The sequence below is a fragment of the Pseudarthrobacter kochi genome (assembly GCF_055412805.1).
Genome location: NZ_JBVAYV010000008.1, coordinates 98,296 through 119,605, shown reverse-complemented (window position 1 = coordinate 119,605; position 21,310 = coordinate 98,296). Strand labels below are relative to the sequence as shown.

Genomic DNA, 21,310 nt, shown 5'->3' with positions numbered 1-21,310 from the left:
AAATCATGGCCGAAGATGCCGGTGTGGGCCGCACGGACGCCGCCGGAATCGAACCCATTCTCGAGGCCAAGGGCCTCAGCCAGGGCCAGATTGTCCGCAAACGGTTCCTCGGCCACTCCGGCGCGATCATCGGGCTCGTGGTCTTCGCCACCATCTTCATCGTGGCCTTCACCTCCGTAGGGTATGCGGGCATCCCCGGCTGGTGGAAGTACAGCCACGAGGACGTGTCTCCGCTGGTCAACGACGGCGCGCCCACCGCGTCCTTCTTCCCGCCGGCATGGGGGGAGCACCCGTTCGGCCAGGACCGGATCGGCCGCGACCTCTTCGCCATGACCATGCGCGGGGCCCAGCAGTCGATCACCATCATGATCGTGATCGGCCTCATCGCCGGCCTGATCGGCGTCATCGTCGGTGCGCTGTCGGGCTACTTCCGCGGCTGGACCGAGGCGATCCTGATGCGCCTCACGGACGTCATCATCATCATTCCGGCCCTGCTGCTCGCAGCCGTGATGGCACAACTGGCCGGACGGCGGGATGAAGGAAGCTGGTTTGCCTCCTTCGCCAGCAACAACGGCGTCCTTGCGATCGGGATCTTCCTTGGCCTGATCAGCTGGGTGGGGCTGGCACGCCTGATGCGCGGTGAGTTCCTGTCCCTGCGCGAGCGTGAGTTCGTCGATGCGGCAAGGATCTCCGGGGCCAGCAACGGACGCATCATTTTCAAACACATCCTGCCCAACGCCATCGGCGTGCTGATCGTTAACGTCACACTGACCATGTCGGCGGCCATCCTCACCGAGACGGCCCTGAGTTACCTTGGCGTCGGCGTCAAGGCGCCGGACACCTCGCTGGGGCTGCTCATCTCGCAGAACCAGGCCGCCTTCGCGACCCGGCCGTGGCTCTTTTGGTTCCCGGGCCTGTTCATCGTGCTGATCTGCCTGAGCATCAACTTCATCGGAGACGGCCTGCGGGATGCGTTCGATCCGCGCCAGAAAAAGTTCAATGCCAAGAAGGCTGCGGAAACCGAAGCGGATCCGGCTCCGGTCACTGCCTTCAACGAACTCAAGGACACGTAGATGACGGTCCGGTTCCGTGCCGCCCGGCCGGGCCGCCGCCTACTGGACGGCGACGGCCCAGTAGCTGGCCGCCAGAAGCAGTATGTCAACGGTTATTGCCGCCCAGCGGTACGTCACGGTCGCCCGGGTGGAGGCGGCGTCGCCGGCCGAAAGCCGGCCGCTCTCCACCAGCTCGTCCCAGCGCTCCCGCACGAGCCGGGCGGCCTGGCCGGAGTCCGTGGATTTGAGATCTCCGGGCCGCACGGACCGGCCGGGCCCGTAGGTTGTTGCCGGAAGTCCCCGGAGGTCTTCGGGACGGGCATTGCGGCCGCCCCAGATGCCGGGCGCCGGTGCGGCCCAGGACGTGTAGCTCTTCTCGGCGGTGACCAGCGTCAGCGCGAAACGCGTATCGACATGCACCAGGGCCGCCCAGGGAACGGCGATGGACCGGAACGGATTTTCCAGGCTGACCCCGCTCTCATGCACCACGACGGCGGGCATCCAGAACAGCTGCCAGCCGAGGAACGCGACCAGCACCAGCGGGGCGATGCCGGTCAGGGCCCCGGGACCTGCGGAGACCGCGGTCACCACGATGCCGAAAGCCGCCACCGCCCAGGACAGCCACGCGAACCACTTGTTCGTGCGGGCTTTGAAGATTTCATCGGTACCGGCATGTGGCGCAGAGCTCATGCCCCCAATAATTCAGTATTCCGAGCCACAGCACTAATTCCCGGTGAACCGGCGGCTCGGGTGGAAGGAAGACCCCATCATGACTGACTTCATCGCCGTCGACCCGGCCGTCACCCCGGCACCAGGCCAGGGGGCACCCGTCCTGGAAGTCCGCGATCTCAGCGTCGACTTCGGCGTGGACAAGAAATGGGTCCCGGCCGCCATCGGGTTGAACTACGAGGTCCGTGCCGGCGAGGTGCTCGCCATCGTGGGGGAGTCCGGCTCGGGCAAGAGCGCCAGCTCGATGGCGTTGCTGGGCCTGCTGCCCAGCAACAGCCGTGTGACTGGAAGTGTCAAGCTCGCCGGACAGGAGCTGCTGGGGACGAACGAGGCCAACATCCGTGCCGTCCGCGGCAAGGACGTCGCTGTGATCTTCCAGGAGCCCATGACTGCCCTGAACCCGGTCTACACCGTCGGTGCCCAGATCGTGGAGACCGTCCGCCTGCACAGCGAAGTCTCGCCCGACGAAGCCCGGCTGCGCGCCCTGCGCATGCTCGAGCTCGTGGAGCTGCCGGATCCGGAGAAGGCCTTCCGGTCCTACCCCCACCAGCTTTCCGGCGGCCAGCGCCAGCGCGCGATGATCGCCCAGTCGCTCTCCTGCGATCCGAAGCTGCTGATCGCCGACGAGCCCACCACCGCCCTGGACGTAACGGTCCAGGCGGAAATCCTGGACCTGATGCGCAACCTGCGGAACAAGCTGGACAGCGCCATCGTCCTGATCACCCACGACATGGGAGTTGTCGCCGACCTGGCCGACCGGATCGCCGTGATGCGCCGGGGCGTGATCGTGGAAACCGGCACGGCCGCGGAAATCTTCCACAACCCCCAGCACGAATACACGAAGGCCCTGCTGGCTGCCGTTCCGCACCTCGGACAGGGCGGCGCGGACCCGGCCGCGGAAGTCGATGTCACCGCCGCCCTCGCCGCCGCCACCAACGCCGAACTCTCCTCCATCCCGGAAGACCAGCTCCTCCGGCGCGAGCGTGAAAATGCGGCGGCGCTGGCGGCCGCGGAGGCCGCCAAGCCGCAGGGGCAGCCGGTCCTGGAGCTGACGGACGTCGCCATCGAGTACCCCAAGCAGGGGCGGGTGCCCGCCTTCCGCGCCGTGGAGGGCGCCAACCTGGTCATCTATCCGGGGCAGGTTGTCGGCCTGGTGGGGGAGTCCGGTTCGGGCAAGACCACCATCGGCCGCGCCGCCGTCGGGCTGCTGCCGGTCGCGGCCGGGACCATGAAGGTCGTTGGGCAGGACATTTCCGCCGCCAAGAGGAACGGCCGGCAGCTGCACGAGATGCGCCGCCACGTCGGCATGGTGTTCCAGGACCCGTCGTCGTCGCTGAACCCGCGTCTTCCGATCGGCGAGAGCATCGGCGAGCCGATGTTCCTCGCCGGGGTGGCCAAAGGCGGCGAGCTGCAGAAACGCATCGAGGCGCTGCTGGACCAGGTGGAGCTGCCGCGGAATTACCGCAACCGCTACCCGCATGAGCTCTCCGGCGGGCAGAAGCAGCGAGTGGGCATTGCGCGGGCGCTCTCGCTGAAGCCGAAACTGATGGTCGCTGATGAGCCCACCTCGGCCCTGGACGTGTCCGTGCAGGCCAAGGTGCTTGATCTGTTCCAGAACCTGCAGAAGGAGCTCGGGTTCGCCTGCCTCTTCGTCACCCACGACCTCGCCGTGGTTGACGTGCTGGCGGACCGGATCTGCGTGATGCAGCGCGGACGCATCGTCGAGCAGGGCACCCGGGACCAGATCCTGCGCAACCCGCAGGAACCTTACACGCAGCGGCTTCTGGCCGCGGTGCCGCTCCCGGATCCGGAAAAACAGCGGGAACGCCGCGAGTTGCGTGCCCAGTTGCTCGCAGCGGGACAGAGTTAACCCAAGGTTAACTGGGTTCGCCGACCGCCGAATACTACCAGCCGGTAGTGTGTGACTTAGAATACATTGCGCTTGACGCCAACGGTCACGCTATTGCCGGGTCACGGTTTGGCAACAGAGTTCCACCATCTGGACAGTCTCGGGTTAGGCTACTCGTATATGTAGGCCACGTCACAGGGGATACCCCTGTGCCTGCCTGCGGGGAAGCACAAGTCTTTCCCTCACGAACTCCCACAACTCATAGGAGGCGGAATGCGTTTTTCGCGCACTTCCAAAGCACTGGGCATGGTGGCCATCGCCGCTCTCGCCCTGGCCGGATGCGGCGCCGGAGGCGGCACCTCAAACGGTGGCAGCCAGGCTGCCGGCGACCCCAACAAGGTCATCACCGCGTACAGCAACGAACCGCAGAACCCCCTGATGCCCGCCAATACCGGCGAAGTCTACGGCGGCCGCGTCGTCGAACTCCTCTTCGCGGGCCTGACCAGCTACGATCCCAGCGGCAAGTCTGTCAACGCCCTGGCCGAGTCCATCGAATCCGCGGACGGCCAGAACTACACCATCAAGGTCAAAAAGGGCACCAAGTTCACCAATGGTGAGGAAGTCACCGCCAAGAGCTTCGTTGACGCCTGGAACTTTGCTGCGCTGAGCACCAACGCGCAGGGCAACAGCAGCTTCTTTGAGTCCGTCGAAGGCTATGACGCCGTCAGCGCCACCTCGAAGCAGACCGGAGCGGATGGCAAGGTAACCGAGGTTCCTGCCCCCACCGCACAGACCCTCTCCGGACTGGTCCTGAAGGACGATTCCACCATTGAGGTCAAGCTGACGCAGCCGGAGGCCGACTGGCCGCTGCGCCTCGGCTACTCGGCATTCATGCCGCTGCCCGCCGACGCCCTCAAGGACCCGAAGAAGTTCGGCGAGAACCCCATCGGCAACGGCCCCTACAAGATGGAGAAGGAAGGCGCCTGGCAGCACGACAGCCAGATCGCCCTCGTCAAGAACCCTGACTACAAGGGGGCCCGCGAAGCCAAGAACGGCGGCGTGACCTTCAAGTTCTACACCGATCCGGCCCCGGCCTACACGGATATCCAGGCCAACAACCTGGACGTGACGGATGTTCTCCCCACCAACGCGCTGAAGACCTACACCACGGACTTCCCGGAGAACAACCTGAACAAGCCGTACGCCGGCAACTCCACCCTGAACATCCCGGGCTACCTGCCCGAGTTCCAGGGCGAAGCAGGCAAACTGCGCCGCCAGGCCCTCTCCATGGCGATCAACCGCGAGGAAATCACCAAGGTCATCTTCTCCGGCACCCGCATCCCGGCCAAGGACTTCACATCCCCGGCTGTTGACGGCTACAACGACAACGTCGCCGGTTCCGAGGTCCTGAAGTTCGATGCCGCCAAGGCGAAGGACCTCTGGGCCAAGGCTGATGCCATGAGCCCGTGGCCTGCAGACAAGACCCTGCAGCTCGCGTACAACACCGACGGCGGCAACAAGGAATGGATCGACGCCGTTGCCAACAACTTCAAGAACAACCTGGGAATCAAGGCCGAAGGCCAGCCGTTCGCCAAGTTCGCTGAAATCCTGAAGCTGCGCGTCGCCAAGGAACTGCCGGGCCTGACCCGCGCCGGCTGGCAGGCCGACTACCCGTCGCTGTACAACTTCCTGGGCCCGCTCCTGAAGACCGGTGCCAGCGCCAACTACGAGGCCTACTCGAACCCCGAGTTCGACAAGCTTCTCACTGAGGGCCTGGGCGCCAAGTCCACGGACGACGCCAACAAGAAGTTCACCCAGGCGCAGGAGGTCCTGTTCAAGGACCTCCCCAACCTGCCGCTGTGGTACTCCGCCCGCCAGGCTGTCTGGAGCCAGAATGTCAGCAACGTTGACTCCGGCTGGAACGGCGTTCTGCAGTACTGGGCCATCACGGCCAAGTAGTTCCTGAGTTCTGCGGAACTCATTCACACATCACTAAAGCTTGGGGGTCCGGCCTTGCCGGACCCCCATATGCTTGAAACCGGCAGGAAGCTGTCCCCATGATTCCCCTTCGTTCCACCATCACACCGGAGGCGCTGCTGTGATCCAGTTCATCCTCCGGCGCCTGCTGCAGGTCATTCCGGTATTCCTCGGAACCACCCTGCTCGTCTACTTCATGGTCTTTGCCCTTCCGGGCGACCCCATCCGCGCGCTCTTCGGCGACCGCCCGCCGAGCGAGGCGGTCATCGCGCAGCTGCGCCAGCAGTACAACCTGGACCAGCCGTTCTGGGTACAGTACGGGCTGTTCCTCAAGAACCTCTTCACGTTCAACCTCGGCGTCGATTTCACCGGCCAGCCGATCGCTGCCACCCTGGCCCGCGTCTTCCCGGTCACGGCCATGCTCGCCATCGAAGCACTCATCATCCAGGGCGTGTTCGGCATCGCCTTCGGCCTCGTCGCCGGCCTGCGCAAGGGCGGCATCTTCGACAGCACGGTCCTCGTGCTCTCGCTCGTTGTGATCGCCATCCCCACCTTCGTGCTCGGCTTCGCGCTGCAGCTGCTGATCGGAGTCCAGCTGGGGTGGGCCAAACCCACGGTCGGTTCCAATGTCACCTGGGGAAGCCTGATCCTCCCCGCGGTGGTCCTCGGTATGGTCTCTTTCGCCTACGTGCTGCGCCTGACGCGTGCGTCCGTCATCGAGAACATGAACGCCGACTACGTCCGCACCGCCACCGCCAAGGGCCTCGCCCGGCGCCAGGTCGTGGTGACCCACGTCCTGCGCAACTCGCTGATCCCCGTGATCACGTACCTCGGCGCGAGCCTGGGCGGCCTGATGGGCGGCGCGATCGTGACCGAAGCCATCTTCAATGTCCCCGGCGTTGGCCAGAAGCTGTACCAGGCCATTCTCCGAAGCGAAGGCCCCACCGTGGTCGCCATTGTGAGCGTCCTGGTGCTGGTCTTCGTACTCGCCAACCTGTTGGTCGATCTGCTGTACGCCTGGCTTGACCCGAGGATCCGCTATGAAAACTAATCGAAAATTCGAGCACTTTGTTGCCCCGGTCGAGGAAACCCCTCTGCTGGCAACGGATGCCGTCAAAGTCAACGACGCCCCGCTGAGCCTCTGGGCAGACGCCTGGCGCAAGCTCCGCCGTCGGCCGCTCTTCATCATCTCCGCGGTCATGATCGCGCTGATCATCGTGGTGGCGGTGTTCCCCGGGCTCTTCACCCAGGTGGCCCCGGACAACGGCTGCGAGCTGGCGAACTCCAACGGAGCACCCACCGAAGGCCACCCGCTGGGGTTCACTTTCCAGGGCTGCGACATCTACTCGCGCATCATCCACGGCACCCAGGCATCGCTCATGGTGGGTGTGTTCTCCGTGATCTCCGTGCTGATCATCGGCGTCACCCTCGGCGCCCTGGCCGGCTTCTTCGGCGGCTGGGTTGACACCGTCATCGCCCGGCTCGGCGACATCTTCTTCGCCCTGCCGATCGTCCTCGGCGCCCTGGTCCTCACCCAGCTTCCGCTCATGCGGGAAAACCGCGGTGTCTGGACGGTGGTCCTCGTGCTCGTGGTCCTCGGCTGGCCGCAGATGGCCCGCATTACCCGCGGCGCCGTCATCGAGGTCCGCAACGCCGACTTCGTGACGGCTGCCCGGTCGCTCGGTGTCTCCCGGATCGGTTCCCTGGTCAGCCATGTGCTCCCGAACGCCCTGGCGCCCATCATTGTGCTCGCGACCATGGAACTGGGCGTCTTCATCGTCGCCGAAGCCACACTCTCGTTCCTCGGAATCGGCATGCCCGGCTCCGTGATGTCCTGGGGTAACGACATCTCCGCCGCGCAGTCCTCCATCCGCACCAACCCGGCTGTCTTGCTCTACCCGGCAACAGCCCTGTCCATCACCGTGCTGAGCTTCATCATGCTGGGCGACGCCCTCCGTGATGCGCTCGACCCGAAGAGCCGTCAGCGATGAAGGAGGCAACCATGACAACTTCCGACGTCACGATTCAAGAGGCCGGAACCCCGGCCGACCGGCCGCTGCTGGAAATCCGCGATCTCGCGATTTCGTTCAAGACCGGCAGCGGCGAAGTCCAGGCCGTGCGCAACGCACACCTGACCATCATGCCCGGCGAGACCGTCGCCATTGTCGGCGAGTCCGGATCCGGCAAGTCAACGACGGCGCTGGCCGCCATCGGCCTGCTGCCCGGGAACGGCCGCATTGCCGGCGGGCAGATCCTGCTCGACGGCGAGGACATCTCGCACGCATCCGAGAAGCGCATGATCGAACTGCGCGGCAACACGATCGGCATGGTCCCGCAGGACCCGATGTCCAACCTGAACCCGGTCTGGAAGATCGGCGACCAGGTCAAGGAGACGCTGAAGGCCAACGGCCGCCCCAGCGGGCCCGACGACGTCGCGAAGGTCCTGGCGCAGGCCGGCCTGCCCGACGCCGCCCGGCGGGCGAAGCAGTACCCGCACGAGTTCTCCGGCGGCATGCGCCAGCGCGCGCTGATCGCCATCGGCCTGTCCTGCCAGCCGCGCCTGCTCATCGCCGATGAGCCGACGTCGGCCCTGGACGTCACCGTGCAGCGCCAGATCCTGGACCACCTCGAAAAGATGACCTCGGAGCTGGGCACGTCCGTGCTGCTCATCACCCACGACCTCGGCCTCGCAGCGGAGCGTGCCGACAAGGTCGTGGTCATGTACCGCGGCAACGTCGTCGAGGCGGGTCCGTCCCTGGAGCTGCTGCAGAACCCGCAGCACCCCTACACCCAGCGGCTGGTGGCCTCGGCGCCGTCGCTGGCGTCACGGCGCATCCAGGTGGCCAAGGAGCTCGGCGTCACGACGAACGAGCTGCTGGCCCCCGCGGAGGCTGCAGTGGCTGCCCCGACGCAGACGGACGACGTGCTGCAGATCCAGAACCTGAGCAAGGTCTTCAAGCTGCGCTCCGGGTTCGGCAAGTCGGCGGACTTCACCGCCGTCGACGACGTCTCCTTCAGCGTCAAGCGCGGAACGACGACGGCGATCGTGGGCGAGTCGGGTTCCGGGAAGTCCACCGTCGCGCAGATGGTGCTGAACCTGCTGGAGCCGACCTCCGGAAAGATCGTGTTCGACGGCGTGGACACCTCCGCGCTGAAAACCAAGGAGATCTTCGCGTTCCGCCGCCGGGTGCAGCCCATCTTCCAGGACCCCTATGGTTCCCTGGACCCGATGTACAACATCTACCGGACCATCGAGGAGCCGCTCCGCGTCCACAAGATCGGGGACAAGGCCAGCCGCGAAAAGAAGGTCCGCGAGCTGCTGGACCAGGTGTCACTGCCGCAGTCCACCATGCAGCGGTACCCGAACGAGCTCTCGGGCGGACAGCGCCAGCGCGTCGCGATCGCCCGTGCCCTGGCCCTGGATCCCGAAGTGATCATCTGCGACGAGGCCGTGTCCGCCCTGGACGTCCTGGTGCAGGCGCAGGTGCTGAACCTGCTCGCCGAGCTGCAGTCCCGGCTGGGCCTGACCTACCTGTTCATCACCCACGACCTCGCGGTGGTGCGGCAGATCGCCGACCACGTGTGCGTGATGGAGAAGGGCAAGCTGGTGGAAACCGGCTCGACCGACGACGTCTTCGACGCGCCGCAGCGGGACTACACCAAGGCGCTGCTCAACGCCATCCCGGGTGCGCGCCTGATGCTGCCGCCGGAAGTTGCCTGAGCTTGGCTGACGTGAGCTGAACGCGCAGGAGCCGGTGTCCGCCCCCGGGGGGACGCCGGCTCCTGTCACTTAAGAAACGTCCGCCGCTTTCAGCGGTCTGCCGGCGCCGCCCGTTCGGACTCTGCTGTCCGGGACTCCGCTGTCCGCAGACCGAGCCCGTCGAGCCGCTGCGCCAGCAGAACGGCCAGCGCGGCGTGTCCCCCGGGGGCCATGTGGACGCCGTCGGCCATGTAGTCGGTGAGGTTGTAGCGCGTCAGCCAGTCTCCAACGCTGACAAAGGGAACCGACTGCCGGGCCGCCACGGCGCCCAGCAGCGTGTCGACCTCGGTGCGGCGGCCCCCGCCATCCGCAGCACCGCGGGCGAGTGTTCCGACCACGGCCAGCCGCGCATCGGGGTAGCGCTGCCGGATGCTGGCGATCAGCCGCTCCGCATTGGCTGAAATCTGCTCATCGGTCGCGCCTCGGGAGGCGTCGTTGCCGCCGCCCTCAATCACGACGAGGGGCGGCGAGCCGTAGGGGAGCAGCCAGTCGCCGCGCTGCAGGGCATCTATATAGTTGCCGGTCGTGCCGTTGGAGGAGACAAAGCCGGTGCCGCCGCGGCCACAGAAGTGCACCTGGTAGCCCAGGCTTGCCAGTGCCGTCCGGGGCCAGGAAGACGCGGGCTCGGACTGGGAATCGCCGATCAGCACGGCCGTCCTGGCGATGTCCGCCACCACCACCTCGTTGCGGCCATTGGCAGGATTCCGGTAGACCGTGCCCGCCGGCATGGTGCCCGGAGCCGTTGATGAGGGAAGCTTCCCGGTGGCGTTCGAGCCGGCAGCCATCGGCGCGCCGGGTGCAGGAACGGCCTGGCCGTAGATGCCGTTGCCGGCTGTCGGGTCGGCGGTACGGGCGGGGGGAGTCTGTCCGCAGCCGCCAACAAGGATGCCAACGGCGATCATCGGAGCGACCAAGCGGGACAGAGCCGGGGCGTTGCGCATTAATGTCTCCGAGCTGGCGTTGCTGTCCCAGCAATGATGGGGCATGGAAGCCGGAAAATCCAGTGACTTTACTCACACCCGCGGCGCCATTCTCCCGTCCTGACTGCCCCGCCTGACCTGCGGGAATGATGGATTTTAGGCCAATAAATGCCCAAGCGTTTAGAATGGATGAAGGTGCCCTGTGCCAAAGGGGCGTATCCGTCGTGCGTTCCGGTTGGAAATGTCGCGATACAACAGCTGACTTCACCACTGAATCGAGCAATAACGCATGTCTGAAACCACCACCAACACCGCGGTAGCCACTGCATCGCGCAGTGACCTGCGCAACGTCGCGATCGTGGCCCACGTTGACCACGGCAAGACCACTCTGGTCGACGCCATGCTCAAGCAGACCAACTCCTTTGCCGCGCACAACCACCTTGAGGACCGGGTCATGGACTCCGGTGACCTCGAGCGCGAAAAGGGCATCACCATCCTGGCCAAGAACACCACCGTGGCCTACAACGGACCGTCCTCCAAGGGCGAGACCATCACCATCAACGTCATTGACACCCCCGGCCACGCCGACTTCGGTGGCGAGGTCGAGCGCGGCCTGTCCATGGTCGACGGGGTCGTCCTCCTCGTTGACGCCTCTGAGGGCCCGCTGCCCCAGACCCGCTTCGTCCTCCGTAAGGCCCTCGCCGCCCACCTGCCGGTGATCCTCCTGGTCAACAAGACCGACCGTCCTGACGCCCGGATCGAAGAAGTTGTCCACGAGTCCATGGACCTGCTCCTGGGCCTGGCCTCCGACCTCGCCGACGAAGTTCCGGACCTGGACCTGGACAAGATCCTCAACGTCCCGGTCGTCTACGCCGCCGCCAAGGTCGGCCGCGCGTCCCTCGACCAGCCCGCCGACGGTTCGGCCCCCGACAACGAGGACCTCGAGCCGCTCTTCAAGGCCATCATCGAGCACATCCCCGCGCCGACCTACAACCCGAACGGTGTCCTCCAGGCGCACGTCACCAACCTGGATGCCTCGCCGTTCCTCGGCCGCCTGGCACTGCTGCGTATCTACAACGGCACCCTGCGCAAGGGCCAGACCGTTGCGTGGGCACGCGCCAACGGCGAACTGAAGAACGTCAAGATCACGGAACTGCTGGCCACCAAGGCACTGGACCGCGTCCCGACCGAGTCCGCAGGCCCCGGCGAGATCGTCGCCGTCGCCGGTATCGAGGAAATCACCATCGGTGAGACCCTGACCGACGTCGACAACCCGCAGCCGCTGCCGCTGATCACCGTCGACGATCCGGCCATCTCCATGACCATCGGTATCAACACCTCGCCGCTGGCCGGCCGGGTCAAGGGTGCCAAGGTCACGGCCCGCCAGGTCAAGGACCGCCTCGACAAGGAACTGATCGGTAACGTCTCCATCAAGGTGCTCCCGACCGAGCGCCCGGATGCGTGGGAAGTCCAGGGACGTGGCGAGCTCGCGCTGGCCATCCTGGTCGAGCAGATGCGCCGCGAAGGCTTCGAGCTGACCGTCGGCAAGCCGCAGGTTGTCACCAAGCTCGTCGACGGCAAGGTCCACGAGCCGATGGAGCACATGACCATCGATGTGCCGGAAGAGTACCTCGGCGCCGTCACGCAGCTCATGGCCGCCCGCAAGGGCCGCATGACCAACATGGCCAACCACGGCACCGGCTGGTGCCGCATGGAGTTCATCGTCCCGGCCCGTGGCCTGATCGGGTTCCGCACCAAGTTCCTCACGGACACCCGCGGCGCCGGCATCGCAGCTTCCATCTCCGAGGGCTACGAGCCCTGGGCCGGCCCCATCGAATACCGCACCAACGGTTCGATGATCGCCGACCGCGCCGGTGTTGTGACGCCGTTCGCCATGATCAACCTGCAGGAACGCGGCTCCTTCTTCGTCCGGCCCACCTCCGAGGTCTACGAGGGCCAGATCGTCGGCGAGAACTCCCGCGCCGATGACATGGACGTCAACATCACCAAGGAAAAGAAGCTCACCAACATGCGTGCCGCTTCCTCCGACACCTTCGAGAACCTGACGCCCCCGCGCGACCTGACCCTCGAAGAGTCGCTCGAATTCGCCCGCGAAGACGAGTGCGTCGAAGTCACCCCGGAATCCATCCGCATCCGGAAGCTCATCCTGGACGTCAACCAGCGCGCCAAGTCCAACCGGGCCCGCGCGAAGGTCTAGTTCCAGCGTTTTTCGCTGAAACAACGGATCATTTGTGAATAAGAGAGCTGCCGGTATGGCAGGCGGTATAGCCGCCGCCGTGCCGGCAGCTCTTTTTGTTGCCCTCGCGGGTACCGCCCTGCACGGGCAGGACAGCCTGGTCGCCGGCGTCGGGGTGCCGTGGGGTGCCGCCGCCGCCCTGGTGCTGCTGGGCGCCGTCGAACTGTGGCTCGGCGCCATGTTCCGTTCCGTGCTTCCGACGGCGGCCTGCGGCGTCGTCTGCTATGCGCTGGCCGGCTGGTGGTCCACACTGGAGAACGGCAGGCGCCTGATCATCGGCGACCTGGCCGGTAATCTCTGGATCTATGGCATCGCGGTGGTCACCATCGGCATGCTGGCCTGGTGCCGGCGCTACCGGCCGGCCCAGGCCTAGGCGCGCCCTTCTTCGCGCTGCCCGCCCCGCGGGGCATGCCCATTCTTCGTCCCCGCCCTCCGCAGGGGACATGCTCATTCTTCGAGGCCGCGGGTGGGCATAGCGGCACTATGTCCCTCCGCTGCCCACTCCGGGGGACATGCCCATTCTTCGCGCTCCGCCCTCCGCAGGGGACATGCTCATTCTTCGAGGCCGCGGGTGGGCATAGCGGCACTATGTCCCTCCGCTGCCCACTCCGGGGGACATGCGCAGTTCCTGATCTCGGGACCTGCCCGGTCCTGACCGCGGAATATGTTCCGGCCGGCCCGCAACGAGGGGCATGCCCTTTTGCACATAGCGGTACACGGCCCTGTTTGGACTGCGTCTTCCGGAGCCACGATGTCCACATGGTCAAAATCACCGAAGTTCTTTCAAACTACGACGGCGTCGCGCGCGCCAAACACCTCGCTGCCGCGGGCGTATCGGACTTCCAGCTGAAGTCGGCCCTGGCCTCGGGCGCTGTCTCCGGGGTGGCCCGCGGCGTCTACGCTGTCGCCGACGCCGACGCCGGGCTCATCGCCATCCGGTCGCTGCCGGCGGAGCCCGCGTGTGCCACAGCGGCCCACTTCCAGGGTCTCTGGGTTCTTCGGCCGCCCGCACAACCTCACATCGCGCTCACCCACAGCCGCAGCTACCCAGGATTCGTCTGCCACCGGTCCGCTGCGCCGCCCACCCTGCTCGACACAGTCGTACAGAGCCTGCGATGCCTGCCGGATCTGGACGGCCTGGTGATTGCCGAGTCCGCCGTCGCACTCAAAGGCCTGCCGCTCCCCTTGCTGCGGCAGCGGCTGGCTGGCCGCAATGATGCGAGGGAACGCAAGTTGGTGGCCAGGATCGTCCCGCAATCGCAGTCAATCATCGAGTGCATGGCCCGGTACTGGTTGCGGAGGGCCGGCTTCCACGTGGAGTCACAGGTCAACATCCCCGGAATGGGCCACATTGATCTCATGGTCGACGGCAGGCTCGGCATTGAGACGGACGGGGCGGGCTTCCATATGGACCGGACAAGCTTCGAGGAGGACAGACGCCGGTGGAACGTGACAACCAGGCGCGGCATCCCGGTCCTTGTCGTCAGCTATTCGTTACTTCTGAACCGGCCCGAGGAGTTCATCGTCATGGTCCGTGAGGCCCTCAGGAGGCTCTCCCTTGCCGCCTAGGACTGGACAGGTCCTTTCGGAACCAAGCGTTCCTTCTCCCGGGCATGTGCGGCTTTCGCCGCCCCCCGCTGGACATGCCCAGTGTTCGCCGGCGGGGGCGTCAGGGACATGTCCAACGCAGGCGGCCGGGCTGGGGAGAGCATGTCCACTTTTCGCCGACGGGACCGCTGGGCATGTCCACCAGTCACGGCCGGGATTGGACATAGAGGCTATATGTCCATTGGTCACGGCTAGGGGAGGGCATGTCCCGTGGGCGCGGCTAGGGGAGGGCATGTCCAGTGGGGCCGCGGCGGGGCGGGGGCGGCGGGACCTGCTTGGCGGCGACCACCAGCGGCAGCGGGATCACGACGTCGGAACGGCGGGTGCGGATGGTGCAGGTGTCCGCGGTGCTCGCCACAAGCTCACCCAGGGCGTCCGTGAGCCCGCCCTCAATCCGGTATCTGACCACCACCCGGGTTCCAGGCGTGGCGGCAGCCAGGAACTCTTGGGGCGAAGGCTTCGATGAACTCACCAGTTCATCCTAGGTCCGCTAGATCCAACAGTTCCGCCCCGTGCGACGCCCGGCTAGGTTCGCGGGAATAGGCTGGGAGATAATAGGCTCAGAAGTCAGCAGCCCGGCGCTCAGGCCGGGAGCAGTTATCCGGCCTTCGCCGGAACCAACGTGGAGAGGCCAGGGACGTGACGTACGTAATCGCGCAGCCGTGTGTAGATGTCAAAGACAAGGCATGTATTGAAGAGTGCCCCGTCGACTGCATCTACGAGGGTGAGCGTTCCCTGTACATCCACCCCGACGAGTGTGTGGACTGCGGTGCCTGCGAGCCGGTCTGCCCCGTCGAAGCCATCTACTACGAGGACGACACCCCGGAGGAATGGGCCGACTACTACAAGGCCAACGTGGAGTTCTTCGATGTTCTGGGGTCACCGGGCGGGGCAGCCAAGGTCGGCAACACGCACACGGACCACCCGATGATCGCCGCCCTGCCGCCGCAGAACCAAGAGAGCTAAGGCGGGGCGTCGGTGACATCTGCGCTGCGCAGCTTCGGCCTCAACCTGCCCGACTACCCGTGGGAGGCCATGGCGCCGTACATCGCCAGGGCAGCCGAACACCCCGGGGGAGTCGCGAACCTGTCCATCGGGACCCCGGTGGATGACACCCCCGACGTGGTCCAGGAAGCCCTGCGCGCGGCGGCGAACGCCCCCGGCTACCCCACGGTCCACGGCGCGGCCGGGCTCCGGGAAGCCATCGCGGCCTGGTTTGAACGACGCCGCGGGGTTCCCGGGCTCGATCCGCGGGACATTATGCCCACCGTGGGCTCCAAGGAACTGGTGGCCTGGCTCCCCTTCCTGCTCGGCCTCAAGCCGGGAGACGTCGTCGTCCGCCCCACGGTCGCCTACCCGACGTACGACATCGGCGCCACGTTCGCCGGTGCCGAGCACATCGCCGCGGATGACCTGGATGAGCTTGATGCAGCCACGCGTGCCAGGGTGCGCCTCGTGTGGGTCAATTCCCCGGCGAACCCCACCGGCAGCGTCCGCGACGCCGAATCGCTCCGCCGGATCGTGCGGCAGGCCCGCGGGCTCGGCGCCGTCGTGGCCTCGGACGAGTGCTATGCCGAGCTCGGCTGGGGTGAATGGGACGTCCAGCGCGGCGGAGCGCCGGTGCCCAGCATCCTGGACCCGCAGGTCGCAGAGGGGTCCCATGAGGGCCTCCTGGCCGTGTACTCGCTGAGCAAACAGTCCAACCTGGCCGGCTACCGCGCCGCCTTCGTAGCCGGTGACTCCGCCATCATGGCGAACCTGGTCAACAGCCGCAAGCACGCGGGCATGATTGTTCCGTACCCGGTCCAGGAAGCCATGCGCGTCGCGCTCGGCGACGATGCCCACGTGCAGGCGCAGAAGGACCTCTACCGCGGCCGCCGGGAACGGATGGTGCCGGCACTGGAGCGCTTCGGGCTGACCATCCACGAATCCCAGGCCGGGCTTTACCTGTGGGCGACCGCGGGCGAGGGCACCTGGGAGACGGTCGGCCGGCTCGCGGACCGCGGGATCGTCGTCGGCCCCGGCGTGTTTTACGGTGATGCCAGCAGCGGATTCATCCGCGTGGCGCTGACGGCAAGCGATGAGCGGATCGACGCTGCAGCCTCCCGTCTGGCCACGGGGCCGTAACAATGCTGTGACACGTGCCACAACTGGCGTGTTTTAGGCGGCTACGGATGGCCTTGGATTAGTGCCACCCGGAATCTGCCGGTAGTTTTTAACTGACTATCAATGGTGGCTTTCCACAAGAAGGCAGCGCAGCCGTTGGAATTTGTGGCTAAAACAGGTTCCGTGGGCGGCTTCACCAGAAGTTGGACCAGCTTTCTACAGAGGCCCCGATGCCTCAGAGGAGACTCCATGACTGAGACCACCAGCGCAACCCTGCGCCATGCCGGCGGCGAGCTCGAACTCCCGCGCATCAAGGTTGTAGAAGGAAACGAAGGCTACGACGTTTCCAAGCTGCTGAAGCAGACCGGTGCCGTTGCCTTTGACCCCGGATTCATGAACACCGCAGCAACCACCTCCGCCATCACCTACATCGACGGCGACGCCGGTGTCCTGCGGTACCGTGGCTACCCGATCGAGCAGCTCGCGCAGCACTCGAGCTTCCTGGAAGTTTCTTTCCTGCTGATCTACGGCAACCTGCCGACCGCCACTGAGCTGGAAGCCTTCGACCAGCGGATCCGCCACCACACCCTGCTGCACGAAGAGCTGAAGGGCTTCTTCAGCGGCTTCCCGCGCGACGCCCACCCGATGCCGGTGCTGTCCTCGGCCGTGTCCGCGCTGTCCACGTTCTACCAGGACTCGCTGGATCCCTTCAACGCCGAGCAGGTGGAGGTCTCCACCTACCGCCTGCTGGCCAAGATGCCGGTCATCGCCGCGTACGCCTTGAAGAAGAGCATCGGCCAGCCCATGCTCTACCCGGACAACTCGCACAACCTCGTGGAGAACTTCCTCCGCCTGAGCTTCGGCCTGCCGGCCGAGCAGTACGAGGTGGACCCGGTCGTCGCCAAGGCGCTGGACCTGCTCCTCATCCTGCACGCCGACCACGAGCAGAACTGCTCGACCTCCACGGTCCGGCTGGTCGGATCCTCCAACGCGAACCTCTTCGCCTCCGTGTCCGCCGGCATCAACGCCCTCTTCGGCCCCGCCCACGGCGGCGCCAACGAGGCCGTGCTGAAGATGCTGCGCCAGATCCAGGCCGACGGCACCAGGCCCGAGGACTACATGGAGAAGGTCAAGAACAAGGAAGACGGCGTCCGGCTCATGGGCTTTGGGCACCGCGTCTACAAGAACTACGACCCGCGCGCCAAGATCGTCAAGGCCACGGCCCACGAGATTCTCACCAAGCTCGGCGGCAATGACGAGCTCCTGGAGATCGCCCTGCGCCTCGAAGAGAAGGCCCTGAACGATGACTACTTCATCCAGCGCAAGCTCTACCCGAACGTGGACTTCTACACCGGCCTGATCTACAAGGCCATGGGTTTCCCGGAGAAGATGTTCACCGTACTCTTCGCCATCGGCCGGCTTCCGGGCTGGATCGCGCAGTGGCGTGAAATGATCAGCGACCCCAACACCAAGATCGGCCGTCCGCGCCAGCTCTACATCGGCGAGCCGGAGCGCAACTACCCTTCGGTGTAATGCACTCAGGAAGTACGACGCCGGCCGCTCACCCCACAAGGTGAGCGGCCGGCGTCGTTTTTCTCTCTCCAGAGGATTTTTTCTCTCCGCACGATGGGGCCCATGGCGGCGGTGGCGGCCATCGGCCGAGGTGGGAGGCCGATTGCCGGTGTGCCCCGGCGTCGTGCGGGCACATCCGTGCTAAAAAGGACTAATGCCCAAATTTGTCGACGCCGCAATCCGGCGCCAGGAAGTGGTCGAAGCGGTCTTCCGGATCGTCGCGGCCGATGGACTTGAGCGGGCGTCGCTGCGCGAAGTCGCAGACGAGGCCGAACTGGCTGTCGGGTCCGTCCGGCACTACTTCGCCAGCAGCGACGAACTCCTGGCCCATTCGTTCGGGGTGGTTGTGGACCGGGTCGTCGGCAGGCTGGCGTCCGCCGACGAGCGCCTCGCCGGGACGCGGCCGGGGACCCTGGAACACCATCAGGGCGTGTTAACCCTGCTGGGCGAGTTCCTTCCGCTGGACGAGGAACGCGCCGTCGACGCCTGTGTCTGGATGGCGTTCAAGAACGCGGCGAGGACCAAGCCGTTCCTCGCCCCGGAAGCCGACCGGAGCCACCGGGCCGTGGCCGCGATCGTCGGCCGGCTCGTCATGGAACTGGCGGGCCAGGCTGACACCGGCAACACAGGCGCGACCATGGACCAGCAGCGACTGGTGACCGAGGCGGAGCGGCTGCTGGCCACCCTGGACGGTCTCACCATGCACGCCCTGCTGCAGCCCGAATGGATGACTGCCCAGATGTGCAGCGACGTGCTGGAGTCCCATCTCACCGGAATGGGCAGCTACGCCGGCAGCCATTAACGCGCAATTACTTGAGGAATACACTGGAGACGTACGTCTTGCCAAGGAGGCAATTGGATGCACCACACAGGCGGGCCGGGCTGGCGGATCACCATGGACACTTCGGGTCCCATGCTCATTGCACTTTACGTTCGTGACGCCGCCGGCCTGGACAGCGCGGGGCATCCGGCCCTGTCCCACGCGGCGCCGAAGATCCGGCCGGCGGACCATTCGCACCTCATTGCGGAGGTGGGCGGTCTCAGCGCGCTCAAGACCGAGTGGGAAGCCTGGTGGGAGCAGCTCCTGAAGGCGCATCCCGAGATGTCGCCGGAACTGGGGCCGCCCGGCTTCCGTGACTTCGGCAATTCCCCCGCCCTCCGGCGGGTGCTGCAGGCGCATTTCGGTGCTGCGCTGACCTGGGCCCGGGAACGCCGCGGCGAGTACCTGGCGCTGGAGGCTGAGCGCGAAGCCGCCGGCGGGGTGCAACTACTGCAGGACATGGTGGACGACCGGCTGCTCGAGGTGGGCCGCGCTGCCAATGATTTCACCCTGACCATCATCGAACTGCCCCTCGCCGAGCCGCGGGCCTGGTACCTGGAGCCCGACAAGATCATCATGAGCTCGGATCTGCTGTCCCAGCCGGAACTGTTCCGCAGCTACGTGCAGCCCGTCGTGGACCTGCTGGTCTGAGTCCGGCCGGTCCCGGGCGGGAGCCGGCGGTAGCGTCCGCTTACTGCGCCGGGGCTTCGGCGACGGTGACCCTGACCTGTCCCGCCGGTGCCCCGGAGGGCTGCCAGCCGTTGCGGTCCTGCCGTGTCCAGCTGCGCCCGTCGACCTGGACTTCCGTGACGGAGAGGGCCTTGGCGTTGGCTACCGCCCACTGGGCGACGGCCCACGCCCGGGTGCCCTCGGCTTCCAGCACGAGGCTGCGTCCCTCCGTGGAGGCAGGAATGCTGCCAAAGTCGGCGGCCAGCCGCTCCTGCACGGCGGCCGTATCGCCCGCGGCGTCGGGGTCGCGCAGCGTGCAGTCGAGGCCCGCGGCGGTCTGGCCCGTCAGTGAGGAGGCGAACGCACGGGCCATCCCCTCGTGCTCGGCGTAGGCGTCGGGGTAGGCCGAGCGCTGGACCCGCTGCGCGGCGACCGTGATATCCAGCGCCTGGTAGTCCGGGATCTTCACGAGGGCATCATAGAAGGCGTTGCTCGCGTGGTACGGGTCCATGACCTGTTCCGTGGTGCCCCAGCCCTGCGAGGGGCGCTGCTGGAAGAGGCCGCGGGAGTCCGGGCCGGCCTGGTCCCCGTGGCTAATATTCCGGATCTTGGACTCCTGCATGGCGGTGGCCAGCGCGATGCTGGCGGCCCGGGCCGGGAGCCCCCGCCGGACGGCGACGGCGGAAATGAGTCCGGCATTGGCGGCCTGGTCCGTGGCAAGTTCGGCGCTGCCGCCGCCCACCGCCGTGCAGCGTTCGGTAATGAGGACTTCCGACCGCTGCACGAACGCCACCGCCGTGTAGACCCCGCCCGCGACCATGGCCAGGGTTAGCAGCAGCACAAGACGACGGCGCAAGCTGCCTCTGCGTGCCACGAAACTACTCCCTCAGGCCCGTGCGGGGCCGGTACATTCTGCTGACGGTTGGCTTTCCGCACTCCACCTTAGTTGGCGTGCAGGGCTTCGTTGAGTTCCACGGTCTGCCCCTTGCGGGGGAGGACTTCAACTTCACCGGTGGAGGAGTTGCGGCGGAAGAGCAGGTTGGGGACGCCGGAGAGCTCAACGGCCTTGACGATCTGGCTGGTGTCCTCGCCGTCGGCGTCCCTGGCCCCGACCACGCGGACGCGGGTTCCGGCCGTGACGTAGAGGCCGGCCTCGACGACGGAGTCGTCGCCGATGCTGATGCCCACTCCGGAGTTGGCGCCGAGCAGCACACGTTCGCCCAGGGAGATCTTTTCCTTGCCGCCGCCGGACAGCGTGCCCATGATCGAGGCGCCGCCGCCGACGTCGGACCCGTCACCGGTGACTACACCGGCCGAGATGCGGCCTTCCACCATGGACGTGCCCAGGGTGCCGGCGTTGAAGTTGACGAAGCCCTCGTGCATGACCGTGGTGCCCTCGGCCAGGTGCGCGCCGAGGCGGACGCGGTCGGCGTCGGCAATGCGTACGCCGGAGGGGATGACGTAGTCGACCATGCGGGGGAACTTGTCCACGCCGTAGACGGTGACGGCGCCGCGTTTGCGCAGCCGTGCACGGGTCAGTTCGAAGCCCTCGACGGCGGCGGGTCCGAAGTTGGTCCACACCACGTTGGGCAGCTTCCCGAAGATACCGTCCAGGTTGATGGTGTTCGGCTGGACCAGGCGGTGGGAGAGCAGGTGCAGGCGCAGGTAGGCGTCGGCGGTGTCGGCGGGCGCCTCGTCGAGGTGGATCTGGGCGAACACGACGTTCTGTTCGGTGCCGCGGTCGGCGTCGGCCCCGGTCGCGGCGATGTCGAGCAGCGACTGGTCCGCGTTGGCCACATCGCGGAGGCTTTCCGTCGCTGTTCCGAGGGCCGGTGCCGGGAACCAGACGTCCAGCACGGTGGCTTCACCGTTGCCGGTGGCGATCGTGGCGACGCCATAACCATAGGCCGAGCGGGCGTCTGCGGGCACAGCGGAAGAAGCGGTTTCAGTCATGCCCCAAGTCTATAGACGGCGCCCGCCCTCCCCGAAAC

At 66.3% G+C, this 21,310-nt stretch carries 19 protein-coding genes; 14 read left to right on the top strand and 5 right to left on the bottom strand.

What is annotated here, in order from left to right:
• Window positions 1-5 precede the first annotated feature (5 nt).
• Window positions 6-1,073 carry an ABC transporter permease gene (locus tag ACZY0Y_RS06715; protein ID WP_463957181.1) on the top strand — a complete coding sequence of 356 codons (1,068 nt, stop codon included), beginning with the start codon at window positions 6-8 and terminating at the stop codon, window positions 1,071-1,073.
• 39 nt (window positions 1,074-1,112) lie between these two features.
• Here ACZY0Y_RS06715 and ACZY0Y_RS06710 read toward each other — a convergent pair whose 3' ends face one another.
• A complete protein-coding gene (locus ACZY0Y_RS06710; protein ID WP_463957170.1) occupies window positions 1,113-1,742 on the bottom strand; it encodes a PH domain-containing protein in 630 nt (209 codons plus the stop codon).
• A gap of 79 nt (window positions 1,743-1,821) precedes the next feature.
• Between ACZY0Y_RS06710 and ACZY0Y_RS06705 the strand changes: the two genes are divergently transcribed.
• The 5 genes from ACZY0Y_RS06705 to ACZY0Y_RS06685 all read left to right on the top strand — a co-directional run bounded on the left by ACZY0Y_RS06705 (window position 1,822) and on the right by ACZY0Y_RS06685 (window position 9,328).
• Window positions 1,822-3,651 carry an ABC transporter ATP-binding protein gene (locus tag ACZY0Y_RS06705; RefSeq protein ID WP_463881869.1) on the top strand — a complete coding sequence of 610 codons (1,830 nt, stop codon included), beginning with the start codon at window positions 1,822-1,824 and terminating at the stop codon, window positions 3,649-3,651.
• 252 nt (window positions 3,652-3,903) lie between these two features.
• Window positions 3,904-5,589, top strand: coding sequence for a peptide ABC transporter substrate-binding protein (locus tag ACZY0Y_RS06700; RefSeq protein ID WP_463957169.1), 1,686 nt, complete (start codon window positions 3,904-3,906; stop codon window positions 5,587-5,589).
• Between the two features lie 139 nt (window positions 5,590-5,728).
• Window positions 5,729-6,658: an ABC transporter permease gene (locus ACZY0Y_RS06695; protein WP_463957168.1), complete on the top strand. Its 930-nt coding sequence runs from the start codon at window positions 5,729-5,731 to the stop codon at window positions 6,656-6,658.
• A complete protein-coding gene (locus ACZY0Y_RS06690) occupies window positions 6,648-7,598 on the top strand; it encodes an ABC transporter permease (protein ID WP_463957167.1) in 951 nt (316 codons plus the stop codon). Before ACZY0Y_RS06695 ends, ACZY0Y_RS06690 begins: the two co-directional genes overlap by 11 nt.
• Window positions 7,599-7,609: 11 nt before the next feature.
• Entirely contained in the window at window positions 7,610-9,328 is a 1,719-nt protein-coding gene (locus tag ACZY0Y_RS06685; protein WP_463957166.1) for an ABC transporter ATP-binding protein, read from the top strand.
• 89 nt (window positions 9,329-9,417) lie between these two features.
• Here ACZY0Y_RS06685 and ACZY0Y_RS06680 read toward each other — a convergent pair whose 3' ends face one another.
• A complete protein-coding gene (locus ACZY0Y_RS06680; protein WP_463957165.1) occupies window positions 9,418-10,308 on the bottom strand; it encodes an SGNH/GDSL hydrolase family protein in 891 nt (296 codons plus the stop codon).
• Between the two features lie 268 nt (window positions 10,309-10,576).
• Here ACZY0Y_RS06680 and typA point away from each other — a divergent pair, with 268 nt between their 5' ends.
• The 3 genes from typA to ACZY0Y_RS06665 all read left to right on the top strand — a co-directional run bounded on the left by typA (window position 10,577) and on the right by ACZY0Y_RS06665 (window position 14,113).
• A complete protein-coding gene (gene typA, locus ACZY0Y_RS06675; RefSeq protein ID WP_160664517.1) occupies window positions 10,577-12,505 on the top strand; it encodes a translational GTPase TypA in 1,929 nt (642 codons plus the stop codon).
• 55 nt (window positions 12,506-12,560) lie between these two features.
• The gene (locus ACZY0Y_RS06670) at window positions 12,561-12,917 is read left to right on the top strand and encodes a hypothetical protein (protein WP_463881862.1); all 357 of its coding nucleotides are present in this window, start codon (window positions 12,561-12,563) and stop codon (window positions 12,915-12,917) included.
• A gap of 386 nt (window positions 12,918-13,303) precedes the next feature.
• Complete coding sequence (locus tag ACZY0Y_RS06665; protein WP_463957164.1) at window positions 13,304-14,113, top strand: hypothetical protein; 810 nt, start codon at window positions 13,304-13,306, stop codon at window positions 14,111-14,113.
• A 259-nt stretch (window positions 14,114-14,372) separates the two neighbouring features.
• Here the strand turns inward: ACZY0Y_RS06665 and ACZY0Y_RS06660 are convergent, their stop codons facing one another.
• Window positions 14,373-14,624 (bottom strand): putative acetyltransferase, encoded by a 252-nt coding sequence (locus ACZY0Y_RS06660; protein ID WP_463957163.1) that lies wholly within the window; start codon window positions 14,622-14,624, stop codon window positions 14,373-14,375.
• Between the two features lie 167 nt (window positions 14,625-14,791).
• On the opposite strand from ACZY0Y_RS06660, the gene fdxA reads away from it, so the two are divergent.
• From fdxA to ACZY0Y_RS06635, 5 genes are all read left to right on the top strand, one after another.
• Entirely contained in the window at window positions 14,792-15,118 is a 327-nt protein-coding gene (gene fdxA / locus ACZY0Y_RS06655) for a ferredoxin (RefSeq protein WP_056425597.1), read from the top strand.
• A gap of 12 nt (window positions 15,119-15,130) precedes the next feature.
• Complete coding sequence (gene dapC, locus ACZY0Y_RS06650) at window positions 15,131-16,279, top strand: succinyldiaminopimelate transaminase (RefSeq protein WP_463957162.1); 1,149 nt, start codon at window positions 15,131-15,133, stop codon at window positions 16,277-16,279.
• A gap of 228 nt (window positions 16,280-16,507) precedes the next feature.
• Window positions 16,508-17,791, top strand: coding sequence for a citrate synthase (locus tag ACZY0Y_RS06645; RefSeq protein ID WP_160664525.1), 1,284 nt, complete (start codon window positions 16,508-16,510; stop codon window positions 17,789-17,791).
• A 193-nt stretch (window positions 17,792-17,984) separates the two neighbouring features.
• Complete coding sequence (locus tag ACZY0Y_RS06640; protein WP_463957161.1) at window positions 17,985-18,632, top strand: TetR/AcrR family transcriptional regulator; 648 nt, start codon at window positions 17,985-17,987, stop codon at window positions 18,630-18,632.
• A gap of 57 nt (window positions 18,633-18,689) precedes the next feature.
• Complete coding sequence (locus ACZY0Y_RS06635; protein ID WP_463881847.1) at window positions 18,690-19,301, top strand: hypothetical protein; 612 nt, start codon at window positions 18,690-18,692, stop codon at window positions 19,299-19,301.
• A 40-nt stretch (window positions 19,302-19,341) separates the two neighbouring features.
• On the opposite strand, the gene ACZY0Y_RS06630 is transcribed toward ACZY0Y_RS06635, so the two are convergent.
• A complete protein-coding gene (locus ACZY0Y_RS06630; protein WP_463957160.1) occupies window positions 19,342-20,193 on the bottom strand; it encodes a hypothetical protein in 852 nt (283 codons plus the stop codon).
• Window positions 20,194-20,261: 68 nt separating this feature from the next.
• The gene (gene dapD / locus ACZY0Y_RS06625; RefSeq protein WP_463957159.1) at window positions 20,262-21,272 is read right to left on the bottom strand and encodes a 2,3,4,5-tetrahydropyridine-2,6-dicarboxylate N-succinyltransferase; all 1,011 of its coding nucleotides are present in this window, start codon (window positions 21,270-21,272) and stop codon (window positions 20,262-20,264) included.
• Window positions 21,273-21,310 lie beyond the last annotated feature (38 nt).

Coding starts and splice junctions, on each gene's coding strand:
- ACZY0Y_RS06670 (WP_463881862.1), top strand. CDS start 12,561: ATGGCAGGCGGTATAGCCGCCGCCGTGCCGGCAGCTCTTTTTGTTGCC.
- ACZY0Y_RS06635 (WP_463881847.1), top strand. CDS start 18,690: ATGCACCACACAGGCGGGCCGGGCTGGCGGATCACCATGGACACTTCG.
- ACZY0Y_RS06680 (WP_463957165.1), bottom strand. CDS start 10,308: ATGCGCAACGCCCCGGCTCTGTCCCGCTTGGTCGCTCCGATGATCGCC.
- ACZY0Y_RS06645 (WP_160664525.1), top strand. CDS start 16,508: ATGACTGAGACCACCAGCGCAACCCTGCGCCATGCCGGCGGCGAGCTC.
- ACZY0Y_RS06705 (WP_463881869.1), top strand. CDS start 1,822: ATGACTGACTTCATCGCCGTCGACCCGGCCGTCACCCCGGCACCAGGC.
- dapD (WP_463957159.1), bottom strand. CDS start 21,272: ATGACTGAAACCGCTTCTTCCGCTGTGCCCGCAGACGCCCGCTCGGCC.
- ACZY0Y_RS06715 (WP_463957181.1), top strand. CDS start 6: ATGGCCGAAGATGCCGGTGTGGGCCGCACGGACGCCGCCGGAATCGAA.
- ACZY0Y_RS06685 (WP_463957166.1), top strand. CDS start 7,610: ATGACAACTTCCGACGTCACGATTCAAGAGGCCGGAACCCCGGCCGAC.
- ACZY0Y_RS06700 (WP_463957169.1), top strand. CDS start 3,904: ATGCGTTTTTCGCGCACTTCCAAAGCACTGGGCATGGTGGCCATCGCC.
- ACZY0Y_RS06665 (WP_463957164.1), top strand. CDS start 13,304: ATGGTCAAAATCACCGAAGTTCTTTCAAACTACGACGGCGTCGCGCGC.
- ACZY0Y_RS06640 (WP_463957161.1), top strand. CDS start 17,985: ATGCCCAAATTTGTCGACGCCGCAATCCGGCGCCAGGAAGTGGTCGAA.
- ACZY0Y_RS06710 (WP_463957170.1), bottom strand. CDS start 1,742: ATGAGCTCTGCGCCACATGCCGGTACCGATGAAATCTTCAAAGCCCGC.
- typA (WP_160664517.1), top strand. CDS start 10,577: ATGTCTGAAACCACCACCAACACCGCGGTAGCCACTGCATCGCGCAGT.
- ACZY0Y_RS06690 (WP_463957167.1), top strand. CDS start 6,648: ATGAAAACTAATCGAAAATTCGAGCACTTTGTTGCCCCGGTCGAGGAA.